Annotated in this window: 20 protein-coding genes; 6 read left to right on the forward strand and 14 right to left on the reverse strand. The window is 71.0% G+C overall.

Annotated features, from left to right (window positions below; translation table 11 throughout):
• Nucleotides 1-122 precede the first annotated feature (122 nt).
• Nucleotides 123-896 carry a hypothetical protein gene (locus OG747_RS09350; protein ID WP_405878813.1) on the forward strand — a complete coding sequence of 258 codons (774 nt, stop codon included), beginning with the start codon at nucleotides 123-125 and terminating at the stop codon, nucleotides 894-896.
• A gap of 236 nt (nucleotides 897-1,132) precedes the next feature.
• Nucleotides 1,133-1,540, forward strand: a complete 408-nt coding sequence (locus tag OG747_RS09355; RefSeq protein WP_405878815.1) for a hypothetical protein — start codon at nucleotides 1,133-1,135, stop codon at nucleotides 1,538-1,540.
• A gap of 76 nt (nucleotides 1,541-1,616) precedes the next feature.
• Here OG747_RS09355 and der read toward each other — a convergent pair whose 3' ends face one another.
• The 5 genes from der to aroH all read right to left on the reverse strand — a co-directional run bounded on the left by der (nucleotide 1,617) and on the right by aroH (nucleotide 6,309).
• Nucleotides 1,617-3,101, reverse strand: a complete 1,485-nt coding sequence (gene der / locus OG747_RS09360; protein WP_405878816.1) for a ribosome biogenesis GTPase Der — start codon at nucleotides 3,099-3,101, stop codon at nucleotides 1,617-1,619.
• A gap of 78 nt (nucleotides 3,102-3,179) precedes the next feature.
• The gene (locus OG747_RS09365; RefSeq protein WP_405878817.1) at nucleotides 3,180-3,893 is read right to left on the reverse strand and encodes a lysophospholipid acyltransferase family protein; all 714 of its coding nucleotides are present in this window, start codon (nucleotides 3,891-3,893) and stop codon (nucleotides 3,180-3,182) included.
• Nucleotides 3,851-4,546: a (d)CMP kinase gene (cmk, locus tag OG747_RS09370; RefSeq protein ID WP_405878818.1), complete on the reverse strand. Its 696-nt coding sequence runs from the start codon at nucleotides 4,544-4,546 to the stop codon at nucleotides 3,851-3,853. The genes OG747_RS09365 and cmk overlap by 43 nt, the downstream gene beginning before the upstream one ends.
• Before the next feature lie 318 nt (nucleotides 4,547-4,864).
• Entirely contained in the window at nucleotides 4,865-5,950 is a 1,086-nt protein-coding gene (locus tag OG747_RS09375; RefSeq protein WP_405878819.1) for a prephenate dehydrogenase, read from the reverse strand.
• Nucleotides 5,947-6,309, reverse strand: coding sequence for a chorismate mutase (gene aroH, locus OG747_RS09380; RefSeq protein ID WP_362068630.1), 363 nt, complete (start codon nucleotides 6,307-6,309; stop codon nucleotides 5,947-5,949). The genes OG747_RS09375 and aroH overlap by 4 nt, the downstream gene beginning before the upstream one ends.
• Nucleotides 6,310-6,612: 303 nt before the next feature.
• On the opposite strand from aroH, the gene OG747_RS09385 reads away from it, so the two are divergent.
• Genes OG747_RS09385 through OG747_RS09400 form a run of 4 tightly spaced genes read left to right on the forward strand, consistent with a single transcriptional unit; the run spans nucleotide 6,613 to nucleotide 9,184 of the window.
• Nucleotides 6,613-7,293 (forward strand): hypothetical protein, encoded by a 681-nt coding sequence (locus OG747_RS09385; protein WP_405885490.1) that lies wholly within the window; start codon nucleotides 6,613-6,615, stop codon nucleotides 7,291-7,293.
• 25 nt (nucleotides 7,294-7,318) lie between these two features.
• Nucleotides 7,319-7,903 (forward strand): DUF6529 family protein, encoded by a 585-nt coding sequence (locus OG747_RS09390; RefSeq protein WP_405878820.1) that lies wholly within the window; start codon nucleotides 7,319-7,321, stop codon nucleotides 7,901-7,903.
• Nucleotides 7,900-8,406: a Rieske (2Fe-2S) protein gene (locus OG747_RS09395; protein WP_405878821.1), complete on the forward strand. Its 507-nt coding sequence runs from the start codon at nucleotides 7,900-7,902 to the stop codon at nucleotides 8,404-8,406. The genes OG747_RS09390 and OG747_RS09395 overlap by 4 nt, the downstream gene beginning before the upstream one ends.
• 22 nt (nucleotides 8,407-8,428) lie before the next feature.
• The gene (locus OG747_RS09400; RefSeq protein ID WP_405878822.1) at nucleotides 8,429-9,184 is read left to right on the forward strand and encodes a DNA polymerase beta superfamily protein; all 756 of its coding nucleotides are present in this window, start codon (nucleotides 8,429-8,431) and stop codon (nucleotides 9,182-9,184) included.
• On the opposite strand, the gene OG747_RS09405 is transcribed toward OG747_RS09400, so the two are convergent.
• The 9 genes from OG747_RS09405 to ald all read right to left on the reverse strand — a co-directional run bounded on the left by OG747_RS09405 (nucleotide 9,110) and on the right by ald (nucleotide 18,142).
• Nucleotides 9,110-9,865, reverse strand: coding sequence for a DNA polymerase beta superfamily protein (locus tag OG747_RS09405; protein ID WP_405878823.1), 756 nt, complete (start codon nucleotides 9,863-9,865; stop codon nucleotides 9,110-9,112). The genes OG747_RS09400 and OG747_RS09405 overlap by 75 nt on opposite strands.
• Before the next feature lie 3 nt (nucleotides 9,866-9,868).
• Entirely contained in the window at nucleotides 9,869-10,894 is a 1,026-nt protein-coding gene (locus tag OG747_RS09410) for an ADP-ribosylglycohydrolase family protein (protein WP_405878824.1), read from the reverse strand.
• Complete coding sequence (locus tag OG747_RS09415) at nucleotides 10,891-11,673, reverse strand: NUDIX hydrolase (RefSeq protein WP_405878825.1); 783 nt, start codon at nucleotides 11,671-11,673, stop codon at nucleotides 10,891-10,893. Before OG747_RS09415 ends, OG747_RS09410 begins: the two co-directional genes overlap by 4 nt.
• Before the next feature lie 208 nt (nucleotides 11,674-11,881).
• Entirely contained in the window at nucleotides 11,882-13,027 is a 1,146-nt protein-coding gene (locus tag OG747_RS09420) for a pseudouridine synthase (RefSeq protein WP_405878826.1), read from the reverse strand.
• Nucleotides 13,027-13,683 carry an SMC-Scp complex subunit ScpB gene (scpB, locus tag OG747_RS09425; RefSeq protein ID WP_405878827.1) on the reverse strand — a complete coding sequence of 219 codons (657 nt, stop codon included), beginning with the start codon at nucleotides 13,681-13,683 and terminating at the stop codon, nucleotides 13,027-13,029. The genes OG747_RS09420 and scpB overlap by 1 nt, the downstream gene beginning before the upstream one ends.
• Nucleotides 13,680-14,894 (reverse strand): segregation/condensation protein A, encoded by a 1,215-nt coding sequence (locus tag OG747_RS09430; protein ID WP_405878828.1) that lies wholly within the window; start codon nucleotides 14,892-14,894, stop codon nucleotides 13,680-13,682. Before OG747_RS09430 ends, scpB begins: the two co-directional genes overlap by 4 nt.
• 18 nt (nucleotides 14,895-14,912) lie before the next feature.
• Nucleotides 14,913-15,482, reverse strand: a complete 570-nt coding sequence (locus tag OG747_RS09435) for a hypothetical protein (protein WP_405878829.1) — start codon at nucleotides 15,480-15,482, stop codon at nucleotides 14,913-14,915.
• The gene (locus OG747_RS09440; RefSeq protein ID WP_405878830.1) at nucleotides 15,467-16,594 is read right to left on the reverse strand and encodes a ParA family protein; all 1,128 of its coding nucleotides are present in this window, start codon (nucleotides 16,592-16,594) and stop codon (nucleotides 15,467-15,469) included. The genes OG747_RS09435 and OG747_RS09440 overlap by 16 nt, the downstream gene beginning before the upstream one ends.
• Nucleotides 16,595-17,017: 423 nt before the next feature.
• Nucleotides 17,018-18,142: an alanine dehydrogenase gene (gene ald / locus OG747_RS09445; RefSeq protein WP_405878831.1), complete on the reverse strand. Its 1,125-nt coding sequence runs from the start codon at nucleotides 18,140-18,142 to the stop codon at nucleotides 17,018-17,020.
• Nucleotides 18,143-18,147: the final 5 nt, after the last annotated feature.

Here is an 18,147-nt window from a genome sequence, read left to right on the forward strand (position 1 = left end):
TCGCTCTCGGGCGTGACTCCGGCCACAGATCGCCCGTTGTCATCTTCATGAGCCGGGGCCCCCGGCTTCATGGGCCGGGAGCCACCCGGCATCGCCACGCACCGCATCCCGAGGAGCCACCCGTGCCGCGCATGCTCGACGTCAGCGACGACGTACGCGCCGAGATCGGCGACGAAGAAGCCGACCGGCTGCTCGCCGGAGAGAACGCCCCGGGCAGTTACGACTGCACGTCCTGCCGCACCCCGGGCGACTCGGAACAGGAGCGCACCAGCACCGTCCTGTTCATCGGCGACGAGACCGCCGTCCTCGCCTTCGCCCACGCCACCTGTCTGCCCTCACAGGTCGTGCAGGTCACCGAGGAGCAACTGCAGGGCGCCGTCCGCTCGATCAACCCCGACAGCGTGCCCGAGCAGGCCGCGCCCGAGCAGGCCGTGCTCGGTGTCACCAGCGGACTCGTCCTGATCAACGGCGAGCTGCACCCGGCGCTCGTCGTCGAGCCGACCGGGCCCATCGTGCGGCCCGGCTCGATGGACATCGGCGACGACTTCCTGCCGCTCCTCATCGAGCAGGGGTTCATGCCGGTGACCGAGCTGAGCTCGGTGCCGCCGGTGCTGCACGGGTGGTCCGTGCTGCTCGCCATGGGGCAGCTGCACGCCGTGCTGCAGCCGGGCAGCGGGGGTGGGTCGCCGGTCGCGTGGTGGCAGGCGCACCAGGCGCTCCAGGTCGCGGAGAGCTGGCGGGCGGCGGCCAACAAGCACCAGCAGGTGCTGTTGTTCGCCGCGCCGGTCGGGTCGATCGGGCGGCAGCCTCGGGAGGATCTGCTGCGGGACGCTTTGGACAAGGCGGCGGCGAACGGGAAGTTGGTGGCTGCCGCGATGCCGCTCGCGGGGACGTGAGCGCTCCGCTGGGTTGCGGCGGGGAACTGCGGGTGCGTTGTCCTGTGCGGGTCGATTGTGGCTGAGCGCGCCCACGCGGCGGAGCCGCATAATGTCACAGCCCCGCGCCCCTCAAGGGGCGGTGCGGGTTCGTCGTCGGGCACGGGTCATGTGTGGCTGAGCGCGCCCACGCGACGGGGCGTGCGAAAGCGTCGCGGTGGCCGCATCTGTTGGGCGGCGGGGTCGTTGGCACATACGTGCACACCTACGACGCCCCCCGCCGCCAGCCCTTCCATCCGATCCCGGCCGCGCGATCGGCTCAGGATCCTCCGGGCGCTCCCTCGGCCACGCCGATCTACGACGCGCTCTACGCCGAGTGGGTCAGATCTTTCAGGGCCCTGCCCGGCGACCGCCACGGCGAGGAGGAGCTGGGCTTCACGGCTTTCGGGAGCCTGACGCACGGTTCGGGCGCGTACGCCTCGTCCGCGTACGCCTCGTCGTACAGCTCGTACAGCGCGGGGGCCTACTCCGCGCGCAACGGCGGCTCGCAGCAGGGGCACACCACTGCGGCGACCGCCATCTGGCAGCCGGTCGCGCGGCAGCACGGTACGGGCCTGCACCCCATCCCGGCTGCGCTGCCGCCCGCACCTCGTAGGGGCCTGTGAGCAGAAACGGTTGAACAGGTGAGGTGAACAGGTAAGGGGCGGCTCCCATGGGAGCCGCCCCTTACCTGTCTCTACGTCACTTCTTCTTGGCGCCGCGCTTCTCGCGCACCCGTACCGAGATGTGGATCGGCGTCCCCTCGAAGCCGAACTCCTCGCGCAGCCGGCGCTCGATGAAGCGCCGATAGCCGTGCTCGATGAAGCCGGAGGAGAAGAGCACGAACCGCGGGGGCTTGGTGCCCGCCTGCGTACCGAAGAGGATGCGGGGCTGCTTGCCGCCGCGGACCGGGTGCGGGTGGGCGGCGACCAGCTCGCCGAGGAAGGCGTTCAGACGGCCGGTCGGGACGCGGGTCTCCCAGCCGTCCAGGGCCGTCTCGATCGCCGGGACGAGCTTCTCCATGTGACGGCCGGTGCGCGCCGACACGTTCACCCGGGGCGCCCAGGCCACCTGGAGGAGCTCGGTCTCGATCTCCCGCTCCAGGTAGTAGCGGCGCTCCTCGTCGAGGGTGTCCCACTTGTTGAAGGCGAGGACGATCGCGCGGCCCGCCTCGACGGCCATCGTCACGATGCGCTGGTCCTGCACGGAGATGGTCTCGGACGCGTCGATCAGGATGACCGCGACCTCGGCCTTCTCGACGGCGGCGGCCGTGCGCAGCGAGGCGTAGTAGTCGGCGCCCTGCTGGAGGTGGACGCGCTTGCGGATGCCCGCCGTGTCGACGAACTTCCAGGTGACCCCGCCGAGTTCGATGAGCTCGTCGACCGGGTCGCGGGTGGTGCCCGCGACCTCGTTGACGACCACGCGGTCCTCGTTCGCCACCTTGTTCAGGAGCGAGGACTTGCCGACGTTCGGGCGGCCGATGAGGGCGATGCGGCGGGGGCCGCCCACCGCGGCGCCGAAGGTCTGCGCCGGGGCCTCGGGCAGCGCCTCCAGGACGGCGTCCAGCATGTCGCCGGTGCCACGGCCGTGCAGCGCGGAGACGGGGTGCGGCTCGCCGAGACCGAGGGACCAGAGGTACGAGGCGTCGGCCTCGCCGCTCGGGCCGTCGACCTTGTTGGCGCACAGCACGACCGGCTTGCCTGCCTTGCGCAGCAGGCGTACGACCGCCTCGTCGGTATCGGTGGCGCCGACCTTGGCGTCGACGACGAAGACGACCGCGTCGGACGCCTCGATCGCGTACTCGGCCTGCGCGGCCACGGACGCGTCGATGCCGAGGACGTCCTGCTCCCAGCCGCCGGTGTCGACGAGCTTGAAGCGGCGGCCCGCCCACTCGGCCTCGTAGGTGACGCGGTCGCGGGTGACGCCGGGCTTGTCCTCGACGACCGCCTCTCGGCGGCCGATGATCCGGTTCACCAGGGTCGACTTGCCGACGTTGGGCCGGCCGACGACGGCGAGGACGGGCAGCGGGCCGTGGCCCGCCTCCTCGATCGCGCCCTCGACGTCCTCGATGTCGAAGCCCTCTTCCGCGGCGAGCTCCATGAACTCCGCGTACTCGGCATCGCCAAGCGCCCCGTGCTCGTGCTCGGCCGGGCCGGCCGAGCCGTCGGGCTGGATGTGGTCGTTCATGAAGTCCGTACCTCGTCGTTCATTCGTGGTGATCGGTGGACCGCCCGCATATCGGGTGATCCACTACTCAAGTGTCGCCTAGTGCCCGGTGGGGCGCCCGGCGTTTTCCGGGCGTCCGGTCAGACGCCTGGCGTGGTCCAGGTGGGCGCTCAGCTGCTTCTGGATGCGGGCGGTCGCCTCGTCCAGCGCCTTGCGCGTCCGCCGTCCGCTGCCGTCGCCCGCCTCGAAGGGGTCGCCGAAGACGACGTCGACCCGGCTGCGCAGCGGGGGGAGCCCCTTTGTCAACCGGCTGGTCTTCTCGGAACTTCCCAGCACCGCCACCGGGACGATCGGCGCCCCACTGCGGACCGCGAAGTACGCGAGCCCGGCGCGCAGCGAGGCGAAGTCACCGTCGCCGCGGGTGCCCTCCGGGAAGATCCCGAGCACGCCGCCGGACGACAGGACGCCGAGGGCGTCGCTGATGGCGGTGCGGTCGGTGGTCTCACGGTCCACCTTCAGCTGGCCGATGCCGAGCAGGAAGGGGTCGAGCGGACCGATGAACGCCTCCTTCTTGATCAGGAAGTGCGTGGGCCGGGGCGCCACGCCCATGACCATCGGGCCGTCGATGTTGTGCGAGTGGTTCACGGCCAGGATCGCCGGGCCGGTCGCGGGGACCTTCCAGGCGCCGAGCACACGCGGCTTCCACAGCCCGTACATCAGGCCGACGCCGATGCGGCGCCCGATCTCGGCGCCCCTCTCGGAGGGTGCGGTCACTTGGCGGCCCGCTTCTCCTCGACCAGGGTGACGACGCACTCTATGACCTGCTGGAGCGTGAGGTCGGAGGTGTCCACCTCGACCGCGTCGTCCGCCTTGGCGAGCGGGGAGGTCTTACGGCTGGAGTCGGCCGCGTCGCGCTTGAGCAGGGCCTCGCGGGTGGTGTTGACGTCCGCGCCCTTCAGCTCACCGCTGCGGCGGGCGGCACGCGCCTCCGGGGAGGCCGTGAGGAAGATCTTCAGGTCGGCGTCGGGCAGCACGGTGGTGCCGATGTCCCGGCCCTCGACCACCATGCCCCACTCGGCGGCGGCCGCGATCGAGCGCTGCAGTTCGGTGATCCGGGCGCGCACCTCGGGCACCGCGCTGACCGCGCTCACCTTGGAGGTGACCTCCTGCGTACGGATCGGGCCCGCGACGTCGGTCCCGTCGACCGTGATGGCCGGCGCGGACGGGTCGGTCCCGGAGATGATCTCCGGCTTCCCGGCCACGGCGGCGATCGCGGTCGGGTCCGTGATGTCGATGCCGTTGGTCACCATCCACCAGGTGATCGCCCGGTACTGCGCGCCCGTGTCCAGGTAGCTGAGACCCAGCTGCGCGGCCACGGCCTTCGAGGTGCTCGACTTGCCCGTGCCGGAGGGGCCGTCGATGGCGACAATCACTGCCGGGGCGGTCCGGGCGGCGCCGTTTTCCACGGTGGGGACACCTTCCTGGTGCGGGGTGGAGGTCTGTGCGGGGCACGATCGCGCCCCGCACAAGGTTACTGGCTCCCCGGACCCCGTATTACTGGCCCTTCCGGGCCCCCTGGCCCAGGGGGCCCGGAAGGGCCTGCCCCGCGACGGCTACTGCCGCAGCGCCCAGCCGCGCACCGATCCTCAACGCGGCGCTCGCACTGCTCGGCGCCAGGGCGCCTCTCAGGCTTCGCACGGCTGCGCCGGCCTCCGGCCGTCGGCGACAGCCGATGAGCCATCGCCACGGCTCGCTGCGCAGGCCACCCGGGCCGGACGACGGGCTTACTGCCGCAGCGCCCAGCCGCGCTCCCGCAGCGCCGTGCTCAGCACCGGCGCAGTCTTCGGCTCCACCATCAGCTGTACGAGACCTGCCTGCTGTCCGGTCGCGTGCTCGATGCGTACGTCCTCGATGTTGACCCCGGCCGCCCCCGCATCGGCGAAGATGCGGGCCAGCTGGCCGGGCTGGTCGTCGATGAGGACGGCCACCGTCTCGTACGTCAGCGGGGCGGCACCGTGCTTGCCGGGGACGCGGACCTGGCCCGCGTTGCCGCGCCGCAGGACGTCCTCGATGCCGCCCGCGCCCTCGCGGCGCTTGGCCTCGTCGGAGGACTGGAGGGCGCGCAGAGCCTGGACCGTCTCGTCGAGGTCGGCGGAGACGTCCGCGAGGAGGTCGGCGACCGGCCCCGGGTTCGCGGAGAGGATGTCGATCCACATCCGGGGGTCGGAGGCAGCGATCCGGGTCACATCGCGGATGCCCTGCCCGCAGAGCCGTACCGCCGCCTCCGACGCGTGCTCCAGGCGCGCGGCGACCATGCTCGACACCAGGTGCGGCATGTGCGAGACGAGCGCGACGGCCCGGTCGTGGGCGTCGGCGTCCATGACGACGGGGACGGCACGGCAGTGCGACACCAGTTCAAGGGCGAGGTTGAGGACCTCGGTGTCCGTGTCGCGAGTGGGCGTGAGCACCCAGGGACGGCCCTCGAAGAGGTCGGCGGTCGCGGCCAGCGGGCCCGACTTCTCGCGGCCCGACATGGGGTGCGAGCCGATGTACGCGCAGAGGTCGAGGCCGAGCGCCTCCAGCTCGCGGCGCGGGCCGCCCTTGACGCTCGCCACATCGAGGTAACCGCGCGCGACCCCGCGCCGCATGGCGTCCGCGAGCGTCGCCGCCACGTGTGCGGGCGGGGCCGCCACGATCGCGAGGTCCACGGGGCCGCCGGGCGCCTCGTCGGTGCCCGCGCCGAGCGCGGCCGCCGTACGGGCCTGCTCCGGGTCGTGGTCGGTCAGGTGGACGACGACGCCGCGCTGGGACAGGGCCAGCGCCGCCGACGTACCGATCAGGCCGGTTCCGATGACAAGCGCGGTTCTCACTGGGCGATGTCCTTGCGCAGCGCGCCCGCGGCGCCCAGGTAGACGTGCGCGATGTCGGCGCGGGGCTGGTCGGACTCGATGTGCGCGAGGACCCGTACGACCCGGGGCATCGCGCCCTCGATGTCCAGCTCCTGCGCGCAGATCAGCGGCACGTCGACGATGCCGAGCTTACGGGCGGCCGCGGCCGGGAAGTCGCTGTGCAGATCGGGTGTCGCGGTGAACCAGATGCTGATCAGGTCGTCCGTGGTGAGGCCGTTCCGCTCCAGGATGGCGGTGAGCAGTTCGCTGACCTGCTCGTCCATGTGTCCGGCCTCGTCCCGCTCCAGTTGGACGGCGCCCCGGACCGCTCGTACCGCCACGGTGTTACTCCTCGCTGAGCCGAGCTACGGACTCGCCGCATCTCGTCATGTCTCGTCGTGCCCTGCCTTGTCACACCAGCGTAGTCAGACCACAACGCGCGAGTGCGCGGCGCCCGCCTGCCGAGACGGCCGTAAGTGCGGCCAGGGGTGGGTCACAGCCCGGCCTCGGACCCCGCCGATGTCACTTGAATCGCCCTATTCCGCTACTTGTGGTGAGAACGCACCCGTACACCTCTGGACGCCGGGGCACGGGTCCGCTCTCATGGCAGGAGACTCGCCTCGGGGGAGGCCCGCATGGCCCGTATCAAGCGCCCAGGACCGCTGCTCACCCTTCTAGCGGGACTCCTGCTCGCCGTGTTCATGCTGACGCTCAACGCGACGACGGGGACGAAGAGCACGTCGTCGTACCAAGAGGCACCACCCAGCGCCACGCCGGCGGCGAGCCCACCGCCCACGGGCACACCACCCTCCCCCTCACCCCCGTCCTCACCGTCACCGACGCCTTCGAAGAGCGCGCCGCCGAACGCCGACTACGCGGGCCGCACCGACGACGACTCCTCCGCGGTCGCCGTCTCGCTCCGCGACGGCAAGGCGATCGCGTACTTCTGCGACGGCCGGAGCAAGGAGTCGTGGCTGAAGGGCGACGTCAGCGACGACGGCACCATGAAGCTCACCGGCAAGCACGGTGCCGAACTGAACGGCACGCTCAAGGACGGCGAGAGCATCCGCGGCACTGTCGACCTCGGCGGGCAGCGCTACCCCTTCACCGCCGACAAGGCGGTCAAACCGTCCGGGCTCTACCGCGCGACGGCCGCGGTGCGCGGCGCCAAGCTCGACGGCGGCTGGATCGTGCTGCCCGGCGGCAGGCAGGTCGGCATCCTCGACCGCGACGACAAGCCCGCGGCGGCGCCCGCGATCGACCCGCGGACCGGCGCCGTGACGGTCGACGGCCAGACGCTCACCGCGCGACCCGTGACCCCCTGAACCCCTCTTCCACAGGGAGCCGTTCATGACCGTGGATCCGAACGCCGCCACCCAGGGTTTCCCTTCTCCCCCGCCCACCCACCGCCGCCCGAGCGCGGCCCGGTTTCTCGTCCCCGCCCTGGTCGCCGCGGCGGTCGCGGTCGGCCTCGGCGTGTACGGCAAGGTGCACGACCCGACGGGAACCGCCTTCAATCTCGCGGGGTTCAGCAGTACGGGCGCGGTGAAGTCGTGGCTGGCGACGACGGCGTTCGCCTTCGCGCTCGTCCAGTTGGTCTCGGCGTTCATGGTGTACGGGAAGCTGCCGGGACCGAGCTGGGCTCCGATGCTGCACCGCTGGTCGGGGCGGGTCGCGTTCCTGGTGGCGGTGCCGGTCGCGGTGCACTGCCTGTACGCGTTGGGCTATCAGACGTACGAACCGCGCGTGCTGTGGCACTCACTCCTGGGCTGCTTCTTATTTGGGACATTTAGTGCAAAAATGCTCTTGCTCCGCTCGGAGCGACTGCCCGGCTGGCTGCTGCCCCTGGTCGGAGGACTCGTCTTCGTCGTCCTCACGGCCATCTGGCTGACGTCGGCTCTCTGGTTCTTCCGCACGTTCGGAGTGACGACATGACGAACCCCCCGGCTCGGCGCACCGTGCTCGGCACGGGCGCGGCCGCCGCCCTGCTCATGGGGTGCGGCAAGTACGGCGACAGCAACAGCTCGTCGGCGTCTTCCCCCACCGCGATCGCGTCCACGTCCACGTCCGCGTCCGCCTCCACGTCCACGTCCGCCTCCGCCTCCGCCTCCGCGAACTCGGACGCGATCGCGTCCGCCTCCGCGTCCAGTGGCCGGCAACTCGCCAAGACGAGCGACATCCCGCTCGGCGGCGGCAAGATCTTCAAGGCTCAGAAGATCGTGGTCACCCAGCCGACGAAGGACGAGTTCAAAGCCTTCTCGGCGATCTGCACCCATCAGGGCTGCACGGTGAGCACCGTCGCCGACGGCACCATCGACTGCCCCTGCCACGGCAGCAAGTACCGCATCACCGACGCCTCGGTGGTCGCCGGCCCGGCCCCGCGTCCGCTGCCCGCGGAGAAGATCACGGTGGAGGGAAATTCGATCCACCTGGGGTGAGCCGGCCCGTACGCTCCTGGTCATGCATCCGCAGGCGCGTTCCGAGGCCCTGCTGCGCGACCACACGATCTACTCCTGTGTGATGGGCTCGCGCGCCTTCGGGCTGGCCACCGACGACAGCGACACGGACCGTCGGGGTGTGTTCCTCGCCCCGACCCCACTCTTCTGGCGCTTCGAGAAGCCGCCGACGCATGTCGAGGGTCCGGCCGAGGAGCAGTTCAGCTGGGAGCTGGAACGCTTCTGCGGCCTCGCGCTGCGCGCCAACCCGAACATCCTGGAGTGCCTGCACTCCCCCTTCGTGGAGTACGTCGACGACACGGGCCGCGAACTCCTTGCCCTGCGCGAGGCGTTCCTGTCCCGGCAGGCGCACGAGACGTTCGCCCGTTACGCCCTGGGCCAGCGCAAGAAACTGGACGCCGACGCCCGCCGGCACGGCGCCCCGCGCTGGAAGCACGCCATGCACCTCCTGCGCCTCCTCATGAGCTCCCGCGATCTGCTGCGCGCCGGTGCGCTTGCGATCGACGTCGGCGAGCAGCGCGAGCCGCTGCTCGCCGTGAAGCGCGGCGAGGTTCCGTGGCCGAAGGTCGAGGCCTGGATGTCCCGGCTGGCGGCGGAGGTGGACGAGGCGGCCGTACGCAGCCCGCTTCCCGCCGAGCCGGACCACGCCCGCGTCGAGGACTTCCTCGTCCGCGTGCGCCGCGCCTCAGCCCTCCAGACGGACCCTGACGACGAACGCGTGCAGGGCGTCGTACACGGACGGAGCGTCCGGCAGCCCTGAGCCGCCCTGCGCCGCGTCCAACACGCCGTGCAGGCCTTCCACGTCGGCGGCCACGCGCGCGGGGTCGACGTCCGCGTCCCCGTGCTCCCGTTCCGCCTTCGCGGCGATCAGGTCGGGCAGATACACGGGAGCCTCCCCGACCTCCCCGACGAGGGTGCGCAGATCGGCCTGGACCTCGCCGCTGCGCATCAGATGGATGCCGGTGAGCAGCACCCGGAACGTGTAGAGCAGCGGCTTGAGTTCGCCGGTCTTCTCGAACAGCCGCCACTGCGTCGCCGCGAACCCCCGGTAGTGGTGGGCGTGATGGCTGGTGAGGACCCCGGGGGCGAGCGAGACCAGCTCGCGGTGCGCCTCCCCGGTGTGCACGACCAGCGGCGAGAGCAGCTGCTCCAGCACATAGCCGTTGCGCCGCAGCATCAGCCGTACGAACTTGCGCAGGTCGTGGGTGACGAGGTCCATCTCGACGCCGTCCCGGTCCCACATCCGCGACCGGGTCTCCTCCGGCTCGCGCAGGCCGACCAGTTCGGCCGCCGGCAGCAGGTGTACGCCCCGCAGGTCGACGTCCGAGTCGCGCGAGGGGAAGCCGTACAGGTGCGCCCCGGAGACGGTGGCGAACAGCACCGGGTCGGGCTGCTCGGCGACCACGGCCGCGAGGTCGATGTCCAGGACGTCGTCGATCATCGCTCAAGCATCCCAGAGCGCCCCCAGCGACATGAGGTCGCTCTGGTACTCGATGCGGTCGGCCCACTCCGTCGGCCAGGCGTCCGAGCCGTGGTGGGCGCCCGCGAACGCGCCCGTCAGGCAGGCGATGGAGTCGGAGTCGCCGGAGGTGCAGGCCGCGCGGCGCAGCGCGGTGACGGGCTCGTCGACGAACTGCAGGAAGCAGAGCAGCCCGGTGGTGAGCGCCTCCTCGGCGATCCAGCCCGCGCCGGTGGCCAGGCAGGGGTCGGTCTCGGGCGAGGCCGTGCGCAGGGCGTCGCGGAGGCGGTCGAGGGCCTCCAGGCACTCGTCCCAGCCGCGCTCGATGAAGTGCTCCGGCGTGGGGTCCTGGCTGCGGGTCCACAGGTCGCCGAGCCAGCGGGAGAGGTAGCGGCTGCGGTTCTCCTCGGCGTAGGAGCGCAGGAGTGCGACCAGTTCGGCCGGCTCGGCACCTCCGGCGAGGAGCCATACCGCGTGGGCGGTGAGGTCGGAGGCGGCGAGCGCGGTGGGATGGCCGTGGGTGAGCGCGGCCTGCAACTGCGCGGCGCCCGAACGCTGTTCGTCGCCCAGTCCCCGTACGAGCCCCACGGGCGCCACCCGCATGTTGGCCCCACACCCCTTGGAGCCGATCTGGCTGGCGTCCTGCCAGGGGCGGCCGTCGGTCTTCAGGAGGTTGCAGGCGACGAGACAGGTATGGCCGGGCGCCCGGTTGTTGTCGGGCGACTGGTACCAGTCCACGAACTCCTCGCGCACCGGCCGTTCCATCTGCAGCGGTGTGAGCAGGCCCCGGTCCATGGCCGTGCGCAGCCCCCGCCCCAGCGCCAGCGTCATCTGTGTGTCGTCCGTGACGATCGCGGGCCGCGGCAGCTTCATCTCCCGCCAGGGGCCGCACTTGGCGAGGATCGACGGTACGTCGTTGAACTCGGTCGGGAATCCCAGCGCGTCGCCGAGGGCGAGGCCGAGCAGGGACCCGGTGGCGGCGTGCTTGGCGAGCGTCGGGGTGGTGGTCATGAGGGCCGTCCTTCCGAAGGGGGACGCAGCAGGGGCGGGTACAGGGCGGTGGCGCCGCCCGCGCGGTAGAGCGCGGCGGGTTTGCCGCGGCCTCCGGTGAGGCGAGCGGCCCCCGGGACCTGTTCGACGAAGCCCTGCGTGGCGAGGACCTTGCGCCGGAAGTTGGGCCGGTCGAGCGTGGTGCCCCACACCGTCTCGTAGACCCGCTGCAGCTCGCCGAGGGTGAACTCGGGCGGGCAGAAGGACGTGGCGAGACAGGTGTACTCGAACTTGGCGCCGACGCGTTCGTGGGCGTCGGCGAGGATGCGGTCGTGGTCGAAGGCGAGCGGGCCGACCGAGCCGTACGGCACCCACCGGGCCTGTGCCGCGTCACCGCCACCGTGCGGCTCGGGCGAGGCGAGGTGGGGGTACCCCCGGACGAAGTCTGGGGGAGGGTCCGGGAGCAGCGCGGCGAACGCGACGGAGACGACCCGCATTCTCGGGTCGCGGTCGGGTTCGCTGTAGCTCCGCAGCTGTTCCAGATGGAGGCAGGAGACGTCCGGGAGGCCGGTCTCCTCGGCGAGTTCGCGCCGGGCGGCCGTCTCTGCGGACTCCTTCGGCCGTACGAAGCCGCCGGGCAGCGCCCAGCGGCCGGCGTACGGTTCCTGCCCCCGTTCGACGAGCAGCACCTCCAGCTCGCCCGCGCGGACGGTCAGGACGGCGAGGTCGACGGTGACGGCGAAGGGTTCGAAGGCGTACTTGTCGTAACCCTCGGGGGCGAAGCCTCCCCTTGCGCGCAAGGCACCCGCCCCCGTTTCACACGAGTAATAGTCACTACGACTATAAAAAGGCGGGTGCGCGTCCACAAGACCCCTGGCCCAGTTCTGGCACATCCGAGACAGAAGCCCTCAGCGGCCTCTGGGAGCGCGTAGGACGGCCACCGTGCACGCGGATGCCGGGAAGACGGGCGGAGGGCCCACACGGCCCTCCGGAGCCGTCGGGCGGGGCCTAGAGATCGACCTCCGCCATGAGCATCCCGACCTCGGTGTTCGACAGCCGGCGCAGCCAGCCCGACTTCTGGTCGCCGAGGGTGATCGGGCCGAAGGCGACGCGCACCAGCTTGTCGACCGGGAAGCCGGCCTCGGCGAGCATGCGGCGCACGATGTGCTTGCGGCCCTCGTGCAGGGTCACCTCGACCAGGTAGTTCTTGCCGGTCTGCTCGACGACCCGGAAGTGGTCCGCCTTCGCGTAGCCGTCCTCCAGCTGGATGCCGTCCTTGAGCTGCTTGCCCAGGTCACGCGGGATGGGGCCCACGATGTGCGCGAGGTAGGTCTTCTTGACGCCGTACTTGGGGTGGGTCAGTCGGTGGGCCAGCTCGCCGTGGTTGGTGAGCAGGATGACACCCTCGGTCTCGGTGTCGAGCCGCCCGACGTGGAAGAGCCGCGTCTCGCGGTTGGTGACGTAGTCGCCGAGGCACTGCCGGCCCTCGGGGTCCTCCATGGTGGACACCACGCCCGCGGGCTTGTTCAGCGAGAAGAACTGGTACGACTGCGTGGCCACGGTCAGCCCGTCGACCTTGATCTCGTCCTTCTCCGGGTCGACGCGCAGCCCCTGCTCCATGACGATCTCGCCGTTGACCTCGACCCTGGCCTGCTCGACCAGCTCCTCGCAGGAGCGCCGGGAGCCGTAGCCGGCGCGCGCGAGCACCTTCTGCAGTCGCTCGCCCTCCTGCTCGGCGCCCGGGAAGGTCTTGGGCAGCTTGATGTCCTTCTTGCCCGCGTACCGGTCCCGGTTGCGCTCCTCGGTCCGCGTCTCGTACTCGCGGGAGCGCGAGGGCTCCGTACGGCCACCGCGCTGCTGCCCCTGCTTGGGACCGCCCTTGGCGCCGCCGCGTGCCGCGTTGCCGCGCCCGGACTTCGGACCGTCCGGCGAGGCCCCGGGGCCTACGTCGTAGCGACGCTCCTCAGGGCGGGGCTTGCTGGGACGCTTCGGCCTGTCGTCGCGCCCTCCCGCGCTCCTCGGCTGGGAGCCGCTCCCACCGGTCCCCCGCGGGTTGCCGCTCCCACCGGTCCCCCGCGGATTGCTGCCCCCGCCGGTTCCCCGCGGGTTGCCGCGCCCGCTGTTCCTGCCACTGCCACTGCCACTGCTTCGCATCAAAGTTCCGTCGTCGTCGTGTCGTCTGCATCTGCATCCGGTGCATCCGGATCGAACGACGGGACCCCTTCCAGCGTCTCGGCCTCGATCGCGTCCGCCTCGGGGAGGAAGGGCGCGAGCTCCGGGAGCTCGTCCAGACCGCGCAGGCCCATTCGCTCCAGGAAGTAGTTCGTCGTCACATACAGGATCGCACCTGTTTCGGGTTCCGTGCCCGCCTCCTCGACCAGACCGCGCTGCAGGAGGGTGCGCATCACACCGTCGCAGTTCACTCCGCGGACCACCGAGACCCGGGATCGGCTGACCGGCTGGCGGTACGCGACGACCGCCAGCGTCTCCAGCGCCGCCTGGGTGAGGCGGGCCTGCTGCCCGTCGAGGACGAAGCGTTCGACGGCCGCGGCGTACTCGGGCCGGGTGTAGAACCGCCAGCCGCCCGCGATGAGCCGCAGCTCGAAGCCTCGGCCCTGGACGGTGTACTCGTCGGCCAGCTCCCGCAGCGCGTCCTTGATCTGCCGTTTCGGCCGCTCCAGGATCTTCGCGAGGTGCTCCTCGGTCGCGGGCTCGTCCACGACCATGAGGACGGCCTCCAGAGCGGGCTTCAGGTCGAGGTCGGCGACGGTGCGCAGGCCCGCCGGGATGTCCGTGGTGTCCTGACTCACGCCTTCTCCTCCTTGGCGCCGTGCTCGGTCCGGTCGTCCGCGGTCCGGTCGTCCTCGGTCCGGTCGTCCTTGGCCGCCTCTGCCGGACGGTCGAACTCGTCCGTCACCCTCGGCTGCTCGTCGCTGTCCCCGCCCGTCCAGCGCACCATCAGCTCCCCGAGGGCCTCCTCCTGGTCGAGGGCTACGGCCTTCTCCCGGTAGAGCTCCAGCAGGGCCAGGAACCGGGCGACGACGGTGAGGGTGTCCTCCGTGTCCTCGACGAGGGCGCGGAAACTGGCCTCCCCGAGCTCCCGCAGGCGCGCCACCACGATCCCGGCCTGCTCCTGCACGCTGACCAGCGGGGCGTGGATGTGATCGATGTACACCTGCGGCTTGGGCTTGGGCTGCATCGCCTTCACGGCGAGCCTGGCGAATCCGTCCGCCCCGATGCTGATGACCACCTCGGGCAGCAGCTCGGCGTGGTGGGCTTCGAGCCCGACGGTACGGGGGTAACGGCGGCCCTCTTCCTCGAGCCGCGCGTTGAAGATGTCCGCGATCTGTTTGTACGCGCGGTACTGCAGCAGCCGCGCGAAGAGCAGGTCCCGCGCCTCCAGCAGGGCGAGGTCCGCCTCGTCCTCGACCTCGGCGGCGGGCAGCAGCCGCGCGGCCTTGAGATCGAGCAGCGTCGCCGCGACGACCAGGAACTCGGTCGTCTGGTCGAGGTCCCAGTCCGGCCCCATCGCCCTGATGTGTGCCATGAACTCGTCGGTGACCTTGGACAGCGCGACTTCGGTGACGTCGAGTTTGTGCTTTGAGATCAGCTGAAGCAGCAGGTCGAAGGGCCCCTCGAAGTTCGAGAGCCGCACCTTGAAGACCCCGTCACCCGGTTCCGCCCGAGACCCGTTCTCGCCTGGAGCCTCGGGCGAGGGCGCAGGTGTGGGCGCAGGTGTGGGCGCGGCAGGCACCCCGGCTTGGACAAGGGTTTCGGCTTGAGCAGGAGCTTCAGCTCGGGCAAGGGCTTCGGGTTCGCTCCTCGGTTCCGGCTCCGCCGCATGGGGCTCGGCCTCCACCGCCGGCGCGGTGACCGGCTCGGGCTCCGCCTCCGCGGGCGGCGGGACCTCGGCCGGAGTACCAGCGACCTCAGCCAGGGGCGCAGCCCCCGGCCCCCGTCCCAGCGCACGCCGACGGCCGGCGGAGCCGGGGGTGGGGGCAGGGACGTCGTTCGAGCGCATAGCCGTCGCAGGCTACCGCTACCGCCCGCGCAGCCGTCGTACGAGGATGCTCGCGTCACCGCGGGATTCAAGATCGGCGAGCACGACGGCGACCGCCTCGCGGACGATCCGCCCGCGGTCGACCGCGAGCCCGTGCTCCCCGCGGAGCACCAGGCGGGCGTGCTCGAGGTCCATGAGCTCCTCGGCGGACACGTACACCGTGATCTTCTCGTCGTGCCGCTCCCGCCCGCTGGGCCGCCGGTTGGCTGCGCGGGAGGAACGTTTGCCGCGGGCTGGCTGTCCGGCGGCGCCTTCCTGCGTCGCCTGCCGCGGCGCGGAGCGCTCCGGAGCCGTTCCCCGGCTGCGGGACTCCCCCGCGTCGGGCTCGGCGTCGGCGGCGACGTGTTCGTCGCCCTCGCCGTCGCCGCCCTGCACGGGGACCGACTGCGGCGCGTCCTCCGCGGCGGCGGCCGGGTCGCTCTCACCGGCCGGAGCCGGTACCCGGGGCTCGCCGTTGGTCCGGCGGGTGGGGGTGGATGACTGGAGCGCCATGCCCCCGGTGGTACGGAACAGTTCGTCGGCCCCCGGCAGACTCACTCGGCGTGACACCGGGCGAGCACCTCCCTGGCGAGCTGGCGATAGGCGGCGGCACCGACGGAGTTGGAGGCGTACGTGGTGATCGGCTCACCGGCGACGGTGGTCTCCGGGAAGCGGACGGTCCGGCCGATCACCGTGTGGTAGACGTGATCGTCGAAGGCCTCCACCACGCGCGCGAGCACCTCACGGCTGTGCACCGTGCGGGAGTCGTACATCGTGGCGAGGATGCCGTCGAGCTCCAGCTCGGGGTTGAGCCGCTCCTGGACCTTCTCGATGGTCTCGGTGAGCAGCGCCACACCACGCAGGGCGAAGAACTCGCACTCGAGCGGCACGATCACCTTGTGGGCCGCCGTGAGGGCGTTGACGGTGAGCAGGCCGAGCGAGGGCTGACAGTCGATCACGATGTAGTCGTAGTCGGCCATCAGCGGCTTCAGCGCGCGCTGCAGGGTGGACTCGCGCGCGACCTCGCTCACCAACTGCACTTCGGCGGCGGACAGGTCGATGTTGCTGGGCAGCAGGTCCATGTTCGGGACCGCCGTCTTCAGGAGCACCTCGTCGGCCGCCATGCCCCGCTCCATGAGCAGGTTGTAGACGGTGAGGTCGAGCTCCATGGGGTTGACGCCGAGGCCCACGGAGAGCGCGCCCTGCGGGTCGAAGTCGACGAGCAGGACCCGGCGTCCGTACTCCGCGAGCGCGGCGCCCAGGTTGATGGTCGACGTCGTCTTGCCGACGCCGCCCTTCTGGTTGCACATCGCGATGATCGTCGCGGGGCCGTGGCTGGTCAGCGGACCCGGGATCGGGAAGTAGGGCAGGGGGCGACCGGTCGGGCCGATGCGCTCACGGCGCTGACGGGCCGCGTCGGGCGCGAGCGTGGCCGCGTACTCGGGATCGGGCTCGTACTCGGCATCGGGGTCGTAGAAGTGCCCCTCGGGCAGTTCGTCGTAGTCGGCGAAGTGGGTGCGGTTCTCGCCACTTCCGTTGCCGGCCATGGCGTTCACGTGATGGCCATCCATGCTCGGGTGTGCTGTCTGAGTCATCCGGGGACTCTGATGGGCTGCGAAGGTTCGGACAGCGACGGAGCCGACAGCCTCGAGCCCCATGGGGCCCTGGCCCCGCGCCGGCATTCCTGGTTGACCACCCCCGGGAGTAAATGTCGACTCATTCACAAGTCGTCTTACCTCCTTGGTGACCAGGAAACTTCTAGATAGGTCAGCGTGGCACCATGCCGACGGTTGGCGACTCTATGGCGTGTCACCGGTCCGCAGCAACACAATCCGCCGGACCCGACCCGATGTGTCGGCAACCGAACACCCCTCTGTCAAGGGCGTAAGGCCGTCGCACAGCAGGTTTCACCGGTGTGCGAATCGGTTAAAGGGTTACGTTCGTGGCGAGTTGAACGAGTGTCGCAAAGTGACCCGACACACATCCGGCCGGACCTCGCTGGGCAAGGTCCGGCCGGGTGCGGGGCGTTGACGACCTATGTTGACGTATCGCCTTTTGCTGATTGATGGGTCAGCCGGCCGTTCGTCCGGTCACCCTTCGGTGGCTCAGCCGAGCAGGGACTCGAGCTCCACGGACTCCAGCCCGTGCGCCTCCGCGACCTCCCGGTAAACAACCTTGCCGTCATGCGTATTGAGGCCCTTGGCCAGCGCGGGGTCACGGCGCAGCGCCTCGACCCAGCCGCGGTTGGCCAGTTCCACGATGTACGGCAGCGTGGCGTTGGTCAGGGCGTACGTGGAGGTGTTGGGCACGGCGCCGGGCATGTTGGCGACGCAGTAGAAGACCGAGTTGTGGACCGGGAAGGTCGGCTCGGCGTGCGTGGTCGGACGGGAGTCCTCGAAGCATCCGCCCTGGTCGATCGCGATGTCGACAAGGACACTTCCCGCCTTCATCCGCGACACGAGCTCGTTGGTGACCAGCTTCGGGGCCTTGGCGCCCGGGATGAGGACGGCACCGATGACGAGGTCGGCCTCGAGGCAGGCCTTCTCCAGCTCGAAGGCGTTGGAGACGACGGTCTGGATCTTCGTGCCGAAGATCTTGTCCGCCTCCTTGAGCTTGTTGATGTCACGGTCGAGCAGGGTCACCTGGAAGCCCATGCCGATGGCGATCTGCGCGGCGTTCCAGCCGGAGACGCCGCCGCCGATGACGACCGCCTTGGCGGGCAGCACACCCGGGACACCGCCGGGCAGCACACCGCGGCCGCCGTTGGCGGCCATCAGGTGGTAGGCGCCGACCTGGGGGGCGAGGCGGCCCGCGACCTCGGACATCGGGGCGAGCAGCGGCAGCGCGCGGCTGGGCAGCTCGACCGTTTCGTACGCGATGGCCGTCGTGCCGGACTCCAGGAGCGCGTCCGTGCACTCCCTGGATGCGGCCAGGTGCAGGTAGGTGAAGAGGGTCTGGTCCTTGCGGAGGCGGTGGTACTCCTCGGCGACGGGCTCCTTGACCTTCAGCAGCAGGTCGGCGGCGGCCCAGACCTCGTCGGCGGTCTCCAGGATCCGCGCACCGGCGGAAACGTACTCGTCGTCCGTGATCGAGGAGCCGACACCGGCGTTGCGCTCGACGACGACCTGGTGGCCATTGCGCACCAGCTCGTGCACACCGGCGGGGGTGATGGCCACCCGGAACTCGTTGTTCTTGACCTCGCGGGGGATGCCGACCTTCACGTCGATCACGGTCC

Source organism: Streptomyces sp. NBC_01384 (genome assembly GCF_045040035.1).
Classification (GTDB): Bacteria; Actinomycetota; Actinomycetes; order Streptomycetales; family Streptomycetaceae; genus Streptomyces.